A 16,643-nucleotide genomic window follows, 5' to 3' on the forward strand; every position below is an offset into this window, starting at 1 on the left:
GGCAACGAGAAATAGGCGAGCTTCTGAAGCAGGCCGACACATGGGACGTCACTCAAAAAGTATGGGGCGTAATGTGCCTCAACTGCTTATGCGGAACAAGCCCATCCGAAGGCGGCGCGAGCGTGCGCCTCGGACTAGTGCGCGGATGAGCTCTCCGCCTGTGAAAAGCGGCCGCCTTGAAATATTCAAGCGACCGCCAGTTCAAGGGTCTTGAATCGCACGTGGCGTCATATCGTAATATCTGAAACCAGATCAACCGACGGGGAAACCCGGCCGTCTGGGACGATCGCGTAGATCCGGCGCGACGAATTTCACCTCGTTGGCCTGCAGATCCTTTGCCGCGCCTGAGGCGAGGCAAAGACGGTCGATGCCGTTGATCGATGCAGGGTCGCAGGCGGCGCCGGGAATCAATAGTCGCGCGCGAGATCGCTCGACAGGAGCATGGCGGGTCTGATGCTGGACGAAGATGGGTCGTGCTGACTGCCAAGTACCGTTAGGACTGAAGATTGCGCCGATTGCAACCATTCAAGCGCGACGGTCGGGATTGAAGCGAGGATGCGCCATCAAAACCAATCGTGCACCATCTCGCTCCTCTTCGCAACGTGCCGCATAGAAGCTGGCAGGGTCGATATCACAAAACGAGTACCCTGTGGTTCACGGTCGGCCACGATGCGAACATTGGATGGCACGCCTGTCGTGCCCAAAAGCGGCGATCGTTCTAAAATCGCGTGTTCTTGAGCAGCACATCGCCTTCTACCGCGCCCGGATAATGGGTTGCCACTTCGAACGAAGGCAACAGCTCAAGAATGGCCTGCAAGGATAGCTGCCCTTCGTAGAGCTCCCGGTCGCTGTATTCTGTATAAATAAAGCGCGTATTGCTGAAGGCCTTTCTGCCGCCCGCGATCACATCGGACTCTGCTCCCTGCACGTCCATCCAAATGAAATCGATCTTGTCCAGCTTCGCTTCGCTACACCAGTCGTCCAGCCGTCGCGTTTCAACCGAGAATGGCTTGTCAAACCGGACCCACCCGTACTCGGTGAGATGGTTTTTGGGCCGGCGTATCGAGCCCGAGAGATCCCATTCCTTCGCCTCTCCCTCCCCATTGCTTGGGTGGAATTCGATCGATCCATTTCGATCGCTGATCGCGACCTCAAACAGCCTCACCTTGTCGAGGCACGGTCCCAGGTTGTTCTTGAAACGAGCGATCGCTCGAGGGTCCGGCTCAAAGCAATAGAGCTGCGCCTGCGGGCACAGCTTGAGAAAATGTTTCGTATCGGTGCCGTCGTTGCAACCGATATCCAGGATGACCGGGTTTGGCTTCTGGAGAAGCGAAATAATGTGCCGGTGCACTTCTGCGGAAGACATGGGCTCTTTTCCCATCGGCGTGGAGGTCCATTGATACCTTGTCCGAAAAGCGCAATTACACGGCAGCTCTCCACGCACAACGTATATCAACGTATATTGTAGATATCCCGAAACTGGCGATGGTTCAGGGCGTCGCTAGCATCGATGGTGCCACTCGCACGCGAGCCTGGCGATCTACTGCCCACCGGAGGGTCAACGCTCCAAGAACCGAAAACGGTGGCAGCGAAGGATCGCGTCTCGAGCACATCAGATGATCTCGAATCTCTGCAAGAAGAGCGTTCTGCACGCCGGCGCGCTCGATACTCTCGGCGGAATGATGATGCGGATCTCCTTTACTGCAAGCAAAAGGCTGATGACGTCAATACTTGACGAGATTCGACGATTGGCTTGGACTGCCAAGGCGTCCGCGTGCTGCTCGCTGCAGGCAAGCCATCCGGTGTCTGCAGTCCGCCAAGCTGTCTGCTGCGCGACATTTGCCGCACAAGGAATGTCGGTATTTCTCAACATTTGCAATGGCCCAAATCCTGCTTCTTGTTCGAGACCAAGAAGATCGAGGTGAAGTCATCTGCCTCGACACCACATTCAACCATCGCTGGCCAGATATGAATTGATGCATCTTTCTCCCACCTTCTTCATTGCGCGTGTCTCGGCTCCTTCGAGATCAGACTGGCGTCGCTGCAGGTCTTTCTATCGACAACGAAGACGCACCGCTGGGCGTGACTGAAGAAACCGGAGAACCTGCAGGTCTATCCCATCGCTTCACACTCCGATCACGGATGCTCGTTGACGCGGCATCTTCGTGGCCGGCGCCATTGACGGCTGGCGGTCCGGCCTCAACAGCAACCGATCACCAAAATCCGTCCGACGGCCGCTTGCCGGACCTTCGTCGGCCCCAACCACCAGCAGACGCCGGCGGCAGCGCCTGTTGCCGACGCCGGCTGCGAACAATGCCAAGCAGCGAGCACTTTCTTGATTGAACGATTGGGGGCCGCAAGCCGCTGGACGCTCACCGCTGGGGCCGGCTGTCTGCTGACATCGAACCTGAAGTTCCGATCCATGATAAAGAAGAGAGGGCGATAGAAGAATGAAAGGGGATCTCATACTCGTTGGGCTTGGTCCCTACGCCCGGGCGAAGTACATTCCTCTGATCGAGAATGCCGTCGCCGGCAGGCTGGCGTCGGACTTTCATGTCGTTGAGCTTGAGAGCGCCAGAGATGGCGTGAATGCCTTCTTTCGGAGTCGCGCATGCAAGCCGGCGAGCGTCTCATACGTCCCCGATCTGCGCCGATACGGAATCTGGTACTCCCGTGATGGGGAGGACGTTCTCAAAGCCAGAGCAACTCCAGCCACGAAAGTAATCATCTCAACGGAACCAAAGGCTCATCTAGGCTACCTCCGAGCGGCTCTCGGACTTGGCCTCGATTGTCTGGTCGATAAGCCCGTCATACTTCCCATGACTTCGTGTGGGCGCCCTGCAGCCAACCGCATCGTTGATGCAATCACGGAGCTGAAGGAGATCTGCAGGCGCACAGGCGGGCGTTGCGCCGTAATGACGCCTCGCCGTTACAATGCCGTCTACGAACTGATTGGACGGTATGCGCGCCACGCTTCTCGCAAGCTCGGTACCCCGGTCACGTATATTGGTATCGAGCATCACGCGGGGGTATGGAACACCGAGGAGGAGATACTCTGCCGCGAAGACCATCCCTACCGGTACGGCTACGGAATGCTTTGTCATTCCGGCTATCACTACATCGACGTTCTTTCCGGCATGCTGGCTCACAACGAGGATAACTTTGGGGGCCTCGCGATCGAATTGGATATCCACCGGGCGACGGCGGCCGACCAGGTCCGGCAGATCGGCCCGGACGCGGTGCGCAGGCTTCGGGGCGAGGCACCAATTCCTGGACTGTCCCCCACTCCGACGTTCTGGGGCGAGACTGACCTCGTCTCAGCTGGAGCCGCACGCCGTAGTGGAAGCCGCGAAACCGTTTGCCTTTTCCGGCTCGACCTCCTGCAGACCAGCGTATCACTTCGCAATTGGCGCCAGCTGCCTACCAATGTCTACAACAAGAATGGGCGGTACACCTCGGAGGCTATCCGCTTGAACATCGGTCCGTTCGCTGCGATCGAGGCTAGAGTTTTTCAGCGGATGCATTCGGACAGAGACGGTGGTCCGCGGTCCGCCAAGGAGGCGCATATTATGCTTTGCCGGAATGGCGGCTTCCTCGGCCGATCCGCTTTGCGGGAGAGGGTCTATTCAGCACGCGATACCCTCGTCGAAAACGCCGACCTTGGCGCTAGCCGCAAACGACTGTTTAACGATTGGCTTGGAGGCCGCAGCGGCAAGAGCGCCCTCGAGTCGCACACCCGAACGATCTCACTCTTCGCTCGCTATCTGGCGGCGCTCACAACGGATCCGGCTGATTCCACCGCATCACTCACGATTGACGATGTCTCGGCGTGACATTCGTCCAAGTTGAGTTCGGCGTGCTCTGGCCCGTTCCGCAACGTTGGCGCGAGAATTATCGAACCCGGAGGATACCAATTTTCATTGTAAGCCGGCAGGCCCACCGGGTGCGGCCCCGCATTGGCAGGGGATGTCCGTCCCGAATGGACTGCCATATGATTGGAGCGTTCATGAAATTCGTATTTGCCTTCGCCCGGTCGCTGTAGCTGGCGGCCGGGCTTTTTGGGCCGGTCTTCCAGCGGGACGATCAGGCCAGACGCCCGTCCGCGATGGGCCACTTCTTCACAGTTGCCGCCGCTTGCGCCGCGCTGGCAGGCACGCATAACTGCGCAGGCTGGGTGTCAATCCAGCGTGATGGATGAACGCCGGCACCAGATAACCGAGAGAGAGTCGCTTGAAGGCGAGGCTGAGCGACTGCAGGATAGCGAAGTCACCGCTTGCCGACTGGATTTGACGCCGACTTCGCTGCAACCCGTCGCGTCGGAGGCCTGGGGTGGCGAACCAAATTCCTCGCCGCCATAGGAGCTCCCACGCCGGTGGGCGCCCAGTCTGCCCGATGATCGACGACGAGCAAGAGAGAAGCTGCCCTCACGCGCAGTCCGGCCCATTCCTCCTATAGCTGCACGAAATGTCGACGGTTTGCTATTCCGTGCGAGCCGCGGCGAGCGTCAGCTTCCCGGTATTCCCGCAACCGATACACAATCGGGAACAGAGCCACATCCCTTGAATGGCGGCACATCCCGTCCCGCCGATCATCGCTAGCCAGAGTTGTGGAGGCGGGTCGTCACCAGCGCATCGGCGGTCAGATCACGCACTGCCTTGGCTGTCGCCAACACCGCAAGGTCGGCGAACGGCTCGATGACAATGACGATCGCATAGGATGCGGCGAAAGTTACGATGTTGGAAAGGTTCGCCGCGCCAAATCCGGCGCCATACAGGGCCCAGAAGGCCACCCACGCCACGATACCCGACTGATATGCGGTCGATAGCGCCAGCGTTTGCGAGTATCGGAGGTCGACATAAGCGGTGTTGCGGGAAATGATACGCTGGGCAAGCGCCTGAATCGCGAGCAGCGGGACCAAAAGTGTGGTTACGTTCATGCCATATTGCGGTAGGTCGGTCGGCACGAAGCACAGGCCTTGCACCAGAAGGCCGAGCGCCAATCCGAGCGCAGCTGGCGCTGCACCGAACAACAAGAACAGTGTCGAGCCGAGGATGAAGTGCACTTCGGACACCCCGACCGGATAATGCGGCAAGATCTCAAAAAACGTGAAGACGAGCGCAGTCGCCACGCCCGTCCGCACCAGAAACGACGCGATGCCCTTTTCACGAACGGTTTCGACCGCGAGCTTGAGCGCGACCCCGCCTACGGCCATGCCCGTCGCGTAGCCCAGCACGAGCTTCGTGCCCGTTACGAGTCCCGGTTCGATATGCATCCTCTTATGTCCTTCCTGCCGTCACACCCGACGGCCCTGGCGCCAAAGAACGAGCGGAGCCGCTCTCCTGGCTTGCGGGCCAAGAGAGATCGGCGGCATTGCTTTGCTGCTCGGGCCAGTGGCGCATTGCAGCCTCTCGCCTTGCGGTCGTAAGGGCGAGTGCAATACTGGGCGCAGCAACTGCCTCATCGCTCATTCCCGATCATGCTTCGACCTCTTGTGCTATAGTTCGAGTGGCATGCATGTGGTGTTTGCCTCTTCCGAGCAACGGACGTCAAGTGTGGAGTGAGCGATGGCGTTATCGCGAGATGTTCGCCGCCAGCGAACTGACTGGGACGACGAAGGTCGTGATCGCCGCGCCGACGCTCGAAATAAGAGTGGCGAGCGCTGCGAGCTTGGCGCGGACGGGCCGGTTATCGGCAAGCGTTGGGAGCTCGACGTCATTGACCAGTTACCGACATCATCGATCAAGTCACGATGTCGCCGTCATCTGCGCAAACAACGTTGCAGAGTCCGACGGTCCAAGTCCGACAATGCCTACAAAGCTTGGCGGTGGCATCGGAATATCCCGATATGTCGGCTTCCACAGATGCAGGCAATAGCGGCTGTTATTCACATATTGCGAATGAGGCGGATGCAGCTGCATCACGCATTCCTCTTCATCCCAGAACAGATCCTTGACAAAGCACATCTCTTCCCAGTTCGGGCAGCGCCGCGCCGTCGACGCGGAGACATGCTCCCAGCCTGGGCGAACCAGTCCGCTGATCTTGAGTTCACAGCCGCAAGGCCCTTGGACCAAGAACAGGCCGCAGGGACCTGATCCCGGAACACTGGCGAATCGGCCGGATCGTATACGGCCAGCCTCCAGCTTTTCTATGATCCGTGATCGCATGCCCCCTCCTTCGCTTCGCGGATCCTTTTGAAATCCACGTGGATTACGTTGTCCCGCGTCCCATTGATCGGCGCGAGCTGAGTTTTCAATGCAACATTCCGGTCAGCCTGCGTGAGCGGCTGCACGAACAATCTGCGAAGCAAGGCGCAGATGCCGGTCATCATTCATCCCTCCACTACCCATTTTTGAAAGCTCAGGACCCTCTTCGAAGAATTCGATCAAGCGGTCTTGCCGGCGCGCCGGAATGGCGCTTTCCCGATTCATCACCGCCTAATGGCAAAGCGGCTCTCACAGAACCCGGCGCGACAGGGATCCGGAAGACTTTGCCAGCCCCAGATTTGGTTTTCCTCGCTCTTGCCCACGTACGATCCGTCTTGCGAGCCGACCGCAATCCGGGCCGCAAGACGCGCGACTGACCCGGACCGGCTGAACGTGACGGAACAGCGCCCGAAGGGCAGGCCTACGAACCCGTGACAGCTTGACCGGTGATCGTCTCGACCAGCCTCCGCTACGAGGCGATCATTGCGAGCGGCCTGATCGAACGCAGATAGCGCATTGTCGCGGCGGCGGGCGGAATAAATGAGCAGCACAGGACTTGCGCCGCTGACAAATGGTCTCCTTCATCACCGATGCGTCGACTGGCGTGCGCAATACAATGCTATCGAGCATGTTTCGTCAGGACTTTCCGTCATGGCCAGCGAGCCGTGTGGCGCCCTCACATGGTTGTGGCTTCCACAAGCGTTGCCGCCTCGGTCAGATGCGCGCTTGTCGCCGTAGTACTCGATCATTCTTAGGCCCTCGCTCCTCGGCGAGCCTGAAACAGGCCAATGCGTCATCTATGTGGCCGCATGAGCGAAGTTCGGCTCGAAAGCCTGATAAAGCGTCTGCATTCGCGGGGTGGACGGTCACGTGCGCCGATGCCGCCCCTCTTTAATGTCCCATGCCGGCGGCGAGCTCCCGCCATAGATCTGCATCAGCCTGTCAGATGCGCTTTGCAGAATAAGACCACATGCTTTCCAGTATCTGACGGACTGCCATCGCCACGTCAGTTTCAAGCCGAGCGAGCAAGCCAAGGGCGACGATGGTTCGCTGGCACTGTCTCCAAACTGACGGCGCGCCGAGGGCCAGATCGTCAAGCGACCTTGATCGGCCGCGAGCCCGGGGTTGTCTGGCACGCCGAAGCCGCAACGCGGCGGCCGCCACGGGGGCGACGTCCAGATCCTGCGCTTGATGCTCGAACTTGAGCGGCATCACTTGGGGTCGTCCTACCATCGGCGTCTGTTTGAGGACAAAGCAGGCCGGAAACCTGACAACGGGGTTCTGTCCATTCCAGAGTAGCGCGGGCATCTATCCCCGTTTCGTGCTCGTTGGGCACGGAACGCGCCGTGCTTCGCGAGCGGCACGGCGATTGCTGGATGGGGAGCAATGAGTCGCCGCGGCCCAGCGCTAGAGGCGACGCTGTCTCAGGAGATTTCGATGAGGCTCGCCCAACTGATGCTTGTCAATTCGGTTCTGATTCCTCTCCTGCTTGGAAGCGCGGACGCGTCGGACATCAATATACCGGTCGTCCCGAACCTTCCTGTGTTGGCCAACGCGCCCGCAGGGTCGTCGAAGCAGGCAAACCGGCCCAAGGATCGCCTTGAACGTGCGCTCCAGCGAGAGGTCTTACAGAGAATTCACCAACGCCGTGGCATTTCAGGTGTCGCTCTCGCCTGGCGACGTCCGCCCGATCCAGCTCATCGAGAACACCCATACGGCTGCGAAGGTCCATTTCATGCCTACGCTTGGCGACCTCTGCCCGTCGCGTTCGATTTCCGACGTCATGGATGGTGCCAGGACAGTGGTCATGACAGCTGTCACAACATTGAGTATCCGCGACCGCGCCATGAGATATGACGGCGCAGGCAAGATGCAGACGATGAATGCGTTCGCAACACCTGATGCGGAGCGGCAGACGCTCTTTGCGCTGGCAGCCACCACTGAGCTTCATCGACGTGTGGAGATCGCAGGCGCCGATGTTGGCCCCGCCGCTCCGTTACGACCAAGCAGCGAAAGCACGCACCGGACGGAAGCAGAGCAGTTTAGTGATCCGAGCTGGATGGGTGCCGCGTCCTTGCTCAGTGACGCTGCTACGACGGCGATGGGCATCCTTGCCGTTTTTGCCAGCGAGCTTGATGTTGAGGCGGTCGTAGCGCGACCCGGCTTGCTGCCGTCAACCTTGGGGTAGCGTGGATGGATGCCTTTTCGACCGAGATCTGGCAGTCGGTCGCGCTGACAATCGAGCTTGCGGGCATAACGACCGCAATTCTCTTGATTTTCGGCACGCCGCTCGCGTGGTGGTTGGCGCGCTCGAAAGGCGCTTTGGCCAGCGCGATCGCGACGATTGTTGCGCTTCCGCTGGTTCTGCCACCGACCGTCCTCGGATTCTGCGTGCTTATCCTGCTCGGTCCGAACGGTCCAGGGGGCTTTCTGGCCTCTCTGTGGGGCGAGCACACGCTCGCCTTCACCTTTGTTGGTGTCGTGGTCGGCTCGGTTTTCTCCGCGCTACCGCTTGTGGTGCAGCCAATCCGAAACGCCTTCGTCGCAATGGGTGACCGCCCGCTGGAAGATGCGGCGGCTCGCCGCGCCTCTGCGATGTATTCGTTCTTCGCAGTCGCCCTGCCGTTGGCTCGGCCGGAATGTCTCAAGGCAGCTGTGCTAGGCTTTGCTCATACGATCGGGACGTTTGGCGTCGTGATGATGATCGGCGGCAACATTCCTGGGCGCACCAAAGTGGTGTCGGCCTATGTTTTGGAATATGTTCAAGCGTCGCGTTGGCAGGAAGCAAGCTGGGTCGCCGGCGGCATGGTGCTGTTCGCCTTTGCAGTGCTCCTCAGCCTAGGCGTGATCGACAAATACTGTGGAAAGAGGGGCAGTTGAGGACAGGTGCCCCACGCCGGATCGGATCGCCCCTAGCAGCCGAGGCAGCAGCATCTCGGCTTGATGGGGCTCAATGTGGCAGCCGGCGGCCAGGCTGCGATCTTCAGACCGGCTCGGCCGCGACCCACCAAGGTCCGGATTCATCCTCGAAGCTGGAGCGTTTCGGCGCCGATCTCCGCAATCGATGGCGAGGCCAAACATCGACAGACGGGGTCTTTCGCGCATCCATCAATCCACGACCGCTTGTTCGATGTTCGGACCATTTGCGCAAAGATGGTCAAGGCAGACATCGCTCAAGATGCCGGCCTGCGGTCGGATCAAGGCAGGTAGGGACGGCGCCGCGGATGCGACGCGGCTCGTCGTGTAAAGGCCGCGCTCTGCGCAGGGCCGGATGGCCGCACGTTTTTAAGGCGAACAACCGGGCTATCAACAATGTGATCGGATCATGCAAACACGAGGGACAGGTTGCACGACGAAAGATCCATCCATCCTGTGAGGGAGATGTCCATGAAGGAGCTTATCATCGGCGCGGCGGCAGCGGTAATCGGCCTCAATTCGGGGCAGGCCGCGCCTCTACCTGAGGTCAAGGCCGATGACGTCGGAGTTTCGCAGCAGCGGCTCACCAGGCTGGATGAGTTCTTCGCGCGCGAGATCGCGGACCAGCGCGTGCCAGGGGCGGTGGTCGCCATCGCCAGAGACGGCAAGCTGGTTCACTACAAGGCGTACGGGCAGCTCGATCCGGCAAAAGGCACGCCCATGCCGCTCAATGCAGTGTTCGCACTTGCCTCCATGACCAAGCCGATGGTGGCGGTTGCCGGGCTTACGCTCATGGAACAAGGCCGCCTGCCCCTGCAGGCCAAGCTTACGGACTACTATCCGACATTCGCTAACATGAAAGTGGGCGTTCCGCGGTTTGACGAATCGCTGGAGTTCAAATCGCAGGCCTCGCCGATCCGCATTCATGATCTCTATCGCCACACGTCAGGCCTCGCCTATGGTGGGCGGCCGGACAGCTCGAACCAGGTCGCGCGCCTCTATCCGGATTTTGCAACTCCAGCGATCAGAGGCGATAAAGAGGCTTTCATCGACAGCATTACCAGGCTTCCACTGGCGCACCAACCGGGGACGGAATTCGAATACGGCTGCTCGATCGATGTGCTGGGCGCCGTCGTCGAGCTGGTCACTGAACAGCGATTGGGGGAGTACCTTACGAAGGCCCTGTGGGATCCGATCGGGATGCACGATGCCACGTTTCACCCTTCCGCGCGGCAACGTGAACGTCTCGCGCGTCCATTTCCGCACGATCCGCTGACCGGCAAGCCACAGGCGATTGAGCTGCTCGACACGCCAACGAAGTTCGATTGCGGGGGAGCCTGCGCATTTTCGACGGTCGGTGACTACGTGCGCTTTGCACAAATGCTGCTAAACGGCGGGGAACTCGAGGGACGGCGCACTCTCGGTCCCAGGACGGTGCATCACATGATCTCCAATCATCTTGGGCCGGAGATCAAGAATAACGTCGCTCATGTGGAGCCACATCGTGCTGGCTTCGGGTTCGGGCTCGGAGTGGCGGTCCGGACGAATGAGGGTCTGTCGGCAGTGCCAGGTAATCCAGGCGAGTTCACCTGGGCAGGCGCGTACGGTACGCAATTCTTCTGTGATCCCAAGGAACGTCTCGTCGTCGTCGTGGGAACGGCAGCTCCCGGAGAAATCCGGACGTATTACCGTGAGCAGGTCCAGGACATCGTTTATTCCGCAATCGTCCGATAGTCCGACTGCGGTTGGGCTCGCCGAACAAAGTGAACAGCGATTCTGGCCACGTGACGCCTGATGGCCGCTGACCTGAGAGCGCAACAGAACTCGCCGATCAGCAACGAGGCATGGGTTGAGGCCTGCGGCTGTCGCGCAACTCCAGGCGCCAGGGCTCCGACAACGGAAATGATCGCTGTTCGCCGCCTGCTTTCAATTGCTACATCCGACACAAGGACGTTTAGTCGCCGGCGCCGGAAGGCACGTCCTCATGCTTGAGGTGACGCTTTCGGATATTGTAACTCACCAGCCAGATCACGCCGACGGCGATCGGCACGAAGACCGCGGTCAAGTACGACGGCTCGACACGAAGTCCGACATCGTGCGCGCCCTTGGCAAGGTAGCTAAACAGGCTGACGACATAGTATCCGATCGCCGCAACCGATAATCCCTCTACCGTGCATTGCAACCGCAATTGTTGCTTGGTGCGATCATTGATGGCGCGCAACAGGTCACGATTTTGTCGTTCGATTTCAACATCGACACGGGTGCGCAACAAATCGGCAGCACGGGCCAGCTTGATCGACAATGTCGCCTGACGATCCTCCACCGTTGCGCAGGTTCGCATCGCAGGCGCCATGCGGCGCGCCAGAAACGACGACCAGGTCGGATAACCCGTAACCTCGTTGCCTTCGATGATGGACAGACGCGATTGGACCAGCTCGTTATAGGCCCTGCTGGCGCCGAATCGAAACAGGCTGCCGGTTGCGCTTCGCTCGAAAGATGAGGCCAGAGCCGTCAATTCCGCAAGCAGATGGCTGTTGAGCTTCAATCCCTCCGCGCCTTGCATTTCTTCGAGCACTTCAACAAGACGTTTATCGATGCGATCGACTGTCGGCGACAGCTCAAGGGCGGCCGACAGGCCAAGCAGTGCCAGCGGACGATAGGTCTCGATTTCCACGAGCCGTTGCACCAGCGCGCCGAGGTCGTGCGGCGTCAGTCCGAGATCGCAAATGCGGATTTTGGTGAAGCCTTTGTCGTCGACACGAAAGTCCGAGGCCACCACGGCTGCACCGCCCCTTATACGGACCATAGCCAGGCTATTCTTGTCAAACATCTGTTCCGCACGTTTAGTCGGAAACGCCTCGCGCTCCGCCTCCAACTTGATCGCGACCAGCAGCTGTCCATCCTGCCGCAGCGCGCGCATCAGCGACTGGACCGTACCTCCGGCTGGGTCGAATTGGTGAGCGGTCGGACTGGTCGCGGTACTCCAGATCAAGGTGAATGTCGCAAATTCCGAATGCTGCTCCCAACGCAGCACAATAGGTCCGATCCCTATCTCATGATGTTTCGCCGATAGCTCGGGCACGGGAAGGTTATTCTGCCGGCAGAATTCAAGGAAGCGGCGACGATCGCTAGCGGCCACCTCGCCCTGCGCTAGAAGAGCAAAGTGGACCACGGTGAATGGTGAAACGAGGCGCATGAAAGGCCGGGCATGCACTTCACCGAGGGCGGCGTCGCGTTGCGGATGCAGCGTGAAGATTCGCAAATCCAGTTCATCGAGCATGTTGTGACGACCCGCCTCAGAAGAGCAACAACCGTCAGCCTTGGCATGAGCGGCCTTGGCATGAGTGGCCTTGGCGTGAGTGGCCTTGGCGTGAGCCGGCCATAGGCGGGCACCCGAACCGTGGGCTGCAGCCTTGTCGACGACCGATTCCGAAGTCGCCTTCAGTACCTGAAAGCTTTTTTGCCGGAGCAGAATCAGCGTCGGCAAGCAGGGACGGAACGGCGTCTGTCAGCCTTGGGCTAAGGCCGTCCAGGACGTCAGCTGGATACCGCCCCGCGTCTGGAGCCAAATCCAGACGTTGTCGATCAGTGCCCGTAACGCGGCGGCCGCCGGTCGCTCCATGATTTCGGCGGCCACTGGTGCTGGTCGATGATTGGCTCCGCCATTCGACCGACATCGCGCGCCGTCGAAGCGACGCGATATGCCGATCACGATGTGCCAACGGAGTTTCGAAAGTGGCTTTCCGGCAGTGAGGCCAGCGCTGCGGGATGCTTTGACGAGCGCAAGGCTCTTCGGTGTTCACTCCAGCATGCGCATGGGCGGCCTGCGAAGTCGGCATTTGACCGGCAACTGCATCGTCCATTGGCAGATCGAGGCTCAAACGCGACTCCCGTTCCATTGCCGCAGCCGTCTTCTCTGACGCGCAGACGGTGGTGCAGGATTCGGGCCAGCACCGGAGCAGCAGACCGCTCCCATATTTCGTGCAAGGGGGTTCTGAATACAGTTGGAATCGATTTCAGGCTTGAAAGCCGGCTTGCATTCTGGACGAAGATACTCGCAACGCGACACGCGCATGTCCGGCAGGCTGACGCGTATGCTCACCCTCAGCCGTGGTCGGTACGTTGACCGATCCGTCAGCCAAATTGCTTCGCATGCAGACGAGCCGCGTAGCTAAGGCCTGCGATTGACCAACGGGCTGTCCAAACCTGGACTGGTCAGCTGATCGCAAGACGCTGGCGCGTGTGTGATCGCCTGGGTCACTTTTGGCATGGGCTTGGCTTCCCAGCGATCGCCCACTGCGGGCCGAGCATCTCCTGCTGCGAGCATCTTGAGCCGGCCGCAACGACGTCCGGTAGCGCAGGTACATCCGGACCATTTCAACTTCGGCCGCGGCTGGCGTGCTCTGGCTCACTGATGAGCCACGCCTGTCCAATTCCGCCGTGCCGGGGCGCATTCGCAAACCTCACGCGCAAGCAGGGACGCCAATCCGGGAAGGTTGCGACAAGATGCTGGCATTCTGACGACATGGAACCAATCCAAAGCCTGAACGCAGGGCGCATCGCGAGCCGTCATAGCCTCCGACAACGTCAGGCCGGCCGCTTCGCGGGTCTACGACGCGCTTGGGCATTCCACCTGCGCTCACGCCAACGGTATCCGCTTTCGCGCTGACCCTCACTATCGTGCGGACCTCGATCTCCTTCCTATCGCGTCCATCGCGGGATCGTTGGAAGTCAAGTCGTCCCAACCGATATCGTCCCGCGTGATGCGCTCCGTTCAGATCTGGCCGGAACGCAGCGCCAGACCGCGATCCTCATTCGCCTCCCTTGCCGTGGCGCGTGGGTTGTTCGTTCACCGACCCAGAACCACCCGACGCCGGTGCTGCCGCTGAGCTTCTGAATGATGTCCCTCGCGGAACAACATTACTTCCATGCGTACGGAGAGCCCTCGGCTGGACGATCCGACAATCGAACTGTCCGTCGCGCAGCAAACGCTATGAAAAGGAGATCATCGCTGGAGACCATGATGCGCATGCGCATTTCAAGCGAAAGAGCCGCGGACTGTTCGGGAGGAGTCACCCAGTTCTCACGCATCGCGTTGTGTTTAAGACGTCGTCGTAGCGAATGCGACGATTGCGCAGCTAAATCATTCCGCCGCCCCGCGGCGAACACGCTCGTTTCTCATTTATAGCGACGCTCGGCACGTTTCACTCGTGGCATGGCGATTGCTCAGATGAAGATGCGGGAACCAAGGCCCACCGCATGACTTCGTCCTCACGACCCTGATCCCAGGCATCGGACGAGCTATGGCCTTGAGTGACCTTATTCGACCATAAGCCAAGCCATGGCTCGTGACGACGGCAGGGTAAGAAAGCGTACGGATGACACACTGGCGCGTATCAAGACATTCCGTGATCAAACACGACAACCGCGCATCGGACCTCAGCGCTTCACAAGCGCGGACCGTCTGGAACTTCTGGCCGCTTGCGGCGCTCCTCCTCAACGCGCTGCTCTGGATTTTGATCTGCTGGGCCATCGCCTGGGCTTTCGCCGTGTTCTTTTGACCGGAACAAGCCACCGAACGTCGTAAGCCAGTGCACATGCAAGCCTGTCGTCGGAGCCACGGATCGACGCGCGTCGGGCTGTCGACCGAACACGCGCCTCACGACCTGTCGGGAACATGCGCCCCCAGATGGGATGCTTGGGAGCGCGTGATGAGCTGGCTCGGGCAAGATGAGCCGACCCGGCGCACATTGCAGGAGATCAATGTGCGTCGAGCCGCTCAGGGCATCGGCGAGGCAGTGGACCATCGTGGCGCTTCCCGGCGCACGGCCATCGCGATGCCCATATTTGCTTTTGCAAATGCCGTGCCGAACCATTCGCAGATCGCTTGACCGCACCATCAAGGCGACCTTCTCGTTTGCAAGGAAGCGTCCAAGCACTTGGTTCGGGCTCAACCCCTCGCTTGTCACTGGAATAGATCGAGATCGCTCCCCTTCTCGGCCTTGCGAATTCGACCAGCCACGCTCGCATGTGCGTAAACCCGATATCGAACAAGGCCGGCTGGCCTTCCCAAAGGGCTCCGACCGAGCGTCGGGCCGCCCAACTCTCACTTAGCCCAGACGCAGCGAAGCATCAGAACTCCTGACCAGGATCTGGCTCGTCGTCGTTTCTGCGCGCTTGCCATTCTTGGGCACGCCGGGCCAGCTTCTCGTATTCTTCGGCAACCCTGAGGAGTTTGTCTCGGGGCCTGCCATTCGCCAACGATTCGGCCTTGGTTCGCGTTGCTCGCGCACGGCCTCGCCAATGGTCGGGATCGTAGAGTTTACTCTTCGGATTCATGTCGACCAAGATGCAGTCTTCGGATCAAAGTAATGCGACATGTGGGCTCCGTACGATTACGTAAGCGCCTTCCCTCGCAACACGAATTGTCGAAATGACGTCCGAGCTTTGCACGCTCTTGCAGCGTTGTGACGGTCGATCCGTGTGCTCACCAGCAAGGCGGTGCGCGGTTGCTCGCAAAACGAGAGTGGCTGATTCGACGCGCATTCGTTCGGATCGTTGTTCACGTCCGGCGATCAGCAACAGACCTGTGAGCGGCCATGCGCAAATGAGCCGGATCGCACGCCTACAAGCCACGAGATCCTCTATCGCTTACGCCGAGCCGCCATGCCAGCACTATCGTGCGTATCGCGCACCATCGCTCAGCCATCCAGTCGAGCGAGAGCGAGCCGCGCAATTCCGCTTGTGACCTTCCGCCCTCGCTTTGTGCGAGGTTCATCTCGAACATATGTAAGTGCGAATATATTCGCACGACCATCGCGAATGGGCTTGAATCGCACGTAGCGTCAGATTGTACGATCAAGGACAATTGGGAGCCACCCCGGACAATCCAGACGATTCATGACAGCCAATGAGAATTGCGAATGTCTCACACCTGAAAGCTCAATCACCATTCTCAAGCATGCTGAGCGACGTTGGACGACGTCAATCATGAACTGCCGACTGCATTGGCCCTCGATCGAGCGTTCACTCCTGCTTCAGGGCGCTCCGCTTAATCGCGAGCCATCCCTGTGGCGCCTCGCGGGCAACCAGCGCTAATCGCCTTCGCTTCTCCGCCGTCGCGACCGTCTCCCATCGGGACCGCAAGTCTCACTTTGCGTTCCGGTCGATGATCTCATCGGATCGCCGACGATTTCCGGTAGCGACCGGCGTGTGACGACAAAAGCTACACATCAAAGCCATGGTACAACCAAGAGCACACATCGGAAGGTCGCCCTATCAATTGCGCAGCGAGCCTTGCTGCAACTCCAGCGGATCTGATTCCGCTTCAATCGCGGCCGTGGCCGAGCAGCGACCAACAACCGAGCCACCACCGCGGTAAGCCCGCAGAAAGATCGCGACGGTCGAGACCTTCAATGACTTCGGCCTGTTATCGGTAGTCAGGTCACAGTGCGCCTCGCGTAGGAAACCGCTACCGCAGACACCACCATCCAAAGAGGATATCGTGAATCAACAACGACGAAC

12 protein-coding genes are annotated in these 16,643 nt (G+C 59.7%); 6 read left to right on the forward strand and 6 right to left on the reverse strand.

Going from position 1 to position 16,643, the window contains the following annotated elements; all coding sequences use genetic code 11:
• Positions 1-718: 718 nt before the first annotated feature.
• Positions 719-1,366 (reverse strand): FkbM family methyltransferase, encoded by a 648-nt coding sequence (locus tag MTX23_RS25970; protein ID WP_280973055.1) that lies wholly within the window; start codon positions 1,364-1,366, stop codon positions 719-721.
• A 1,549-nt stretch (positions 1,367-2,915) separates the two neighbouring features.
• Between MTX23_RS25970 and MTX23_RS25975 the strand changes: the two genes are divergently transcribed.
• Positions 2,916-3,833 carry a hypothetical protein gene (locus tag MTX23_RS25975; RefSeq protein WP_280973056.1) on the forward strand — a complete coding sequence of 306 codons (918 nt, stop codon included), beginning with the start codon at positions 2,916-2,918 and terminating at the stop codon, positions 3,831-3,833.
• Between the two features lie 761 nt (positions 3,834-4,594).
• Here the strand turns inward: MTX23_RS25975 and MTX23_RS25980 are convergent.
• From MTX23_RS25980 to MTX23_RS25990, 3 genes are all read right to left on the reverse strand, one after another.
• Positions 4,595-5,272, reverse strand: a complete 678-nt coding sequence (locus tag MTX23_RS25980; protein WP_280973057.1) for an energy-coupling factor ABC transporter permease — start codon at positions 5,270-5,272, stop codon at positions 4,595-4,597.
• A 472-nt stretch (positions 5,273-5,744) separates the two neighbouring features.
• A complete protein-coding gene (locus MTX23_RS25985) occupies positions 5,745-6,164 on the reverse strand; it encodes a hypothetical protein (protein ID WP_280973058.1) in 420 nt (139 codons plus the stop codon).
• The gene (locus tag MTX23_RS25990) at positions 6,146-6,328 is read right to left on the reverse strand and encodes a hypothetical protein (protein WP_280973059.1); all 183 of its coding nucleotides are present in this window, start codon (positions 6,326-6,328) and stop codon (positions 6,146-6,148) included. The genes MTX23_RS25985 and MTX23_RS25990 overlap by 19 nt, the downstream gene beginning before the upstream one ends.
• Before the next feature lie 1,475 nt (positions 6,329-7,803).
• Between MTX23_RS25990 and MTX23_RS25995 the strand changes: the two genes are divergently transcribed.
• The 3 genes from MTX23_RS25995 to MTX23_RS26005 all read left to right on the forward strand — a co-directional run bounded on the left by MTX23_RS25995 (position 7,804) and on the right by MTX23_RS26005 (position 10,853).
• Entirely contained in the window at positions 7,804-8,391 is a 588-nt protein-coding gene (locus MTX23_RS25995) for a hypothetical protein (RefSeq protein ID WP_280973060.1), read from the forward strand.
• A 5-nt stretch (positions 8,392-8,396) separates the two neighbouring features.
• Entirely contained in the window at positions 8,397-9,083 is a 687-nt protein-coding gene (gene modB, locus MTX23_RS26000) for a molybdate ABC transporter permease subunit (RefSeq protein ID WP_280973061.1), read from the forward strand.
• Positions 9,084-9,584: 501 nt separating this feature from the next.
• Positions 9,585-10,853, forward strand: coding sequence for a serine hydrolase domain-containing protein (locus MTX23_RS26005; protein WP_280973062.1), 1,269 nt, complete (start codon positions 9,585-9,587; stop codon positions 10,851-10,853).
• A 220-nt stretch (positions 10,854-11,073) separates the two neighbouring features.
• Here MTX23_RS26005 and MTX23_RS26010 read toward each other — a convergent pair whose 3' ends face one another.
• On the reverse strand, positions 11,074-12,399 hold the full coding sequence (locus tag MTX23_RS26010) for a DUF3422 domain-containing protein (RefSeq protein ID WP_280978194.1): 1,326 nt from the start codon (positions 12,397-12,399) through the stop codon (positions 11,074-11,076).
• Positions 12,400-14,527: 2,128 nt separating this feature from the next.
• Here MTX23_RS26010 and MTX23_RS26015 point away from each other — a divergent pair.
• Both MTX23_RS26015 and MTX23_RS26020 read left to right on the forward strand, forming a co-directional pair.
• The gene (locus tag MTX23_RS26015; RefSeq protein WP_280973063.1) at positions 14,528-14,680 is read left to right on the forward strand and encodes a hypothetical protein; all 153 of its coding nucleotides are present in this window, start codon (positions 14,528-14,530) and stop codon (positions 14,678-14,680) included.
• Positions 14,681-14,830: 150 nt separating this feature from the next.
• The gene (locus MTX23_RS26020) at positions 14,831-15,010 is read left to right on the forward strand and encodes a hypothetical protein (RefSeq protein ID WP_280973064.1); all 180 of its coding nucleotides are present in this window, start codon (positions 14,831-14,833) and stop codon (positions 15,008-15,010) included.
• Positions 15,011-16,397: 1,387 nt separating this feature from the next.
• On the opposite strand, the gene MTX23_RS26025 is transcribed toward MTX23_RS26020, so the two are convergent.
• Positions 16,398-16,535: a hypothetical protein gene (locus MTX23_RS26025; protein ID WP_280973065.1), complete on the reverse strand. Its 138-nt coding sequence runs from the start codon at positions 16,533-16,535 to the stop codon at positions 16,398-16,400.
• Positions 16,536-16,643: the final 108 nt, after the last annotated feature.

It is taken from the genome of Bradyrhizobium sp. ISRA436 (genome assembly GCF_029910015.1).
GTDB lineage: Bacteria > Pseudomonadota > Alphaproteobacteria > Rhizobiales > Xanthobacteraceae > Bradyrhizobium.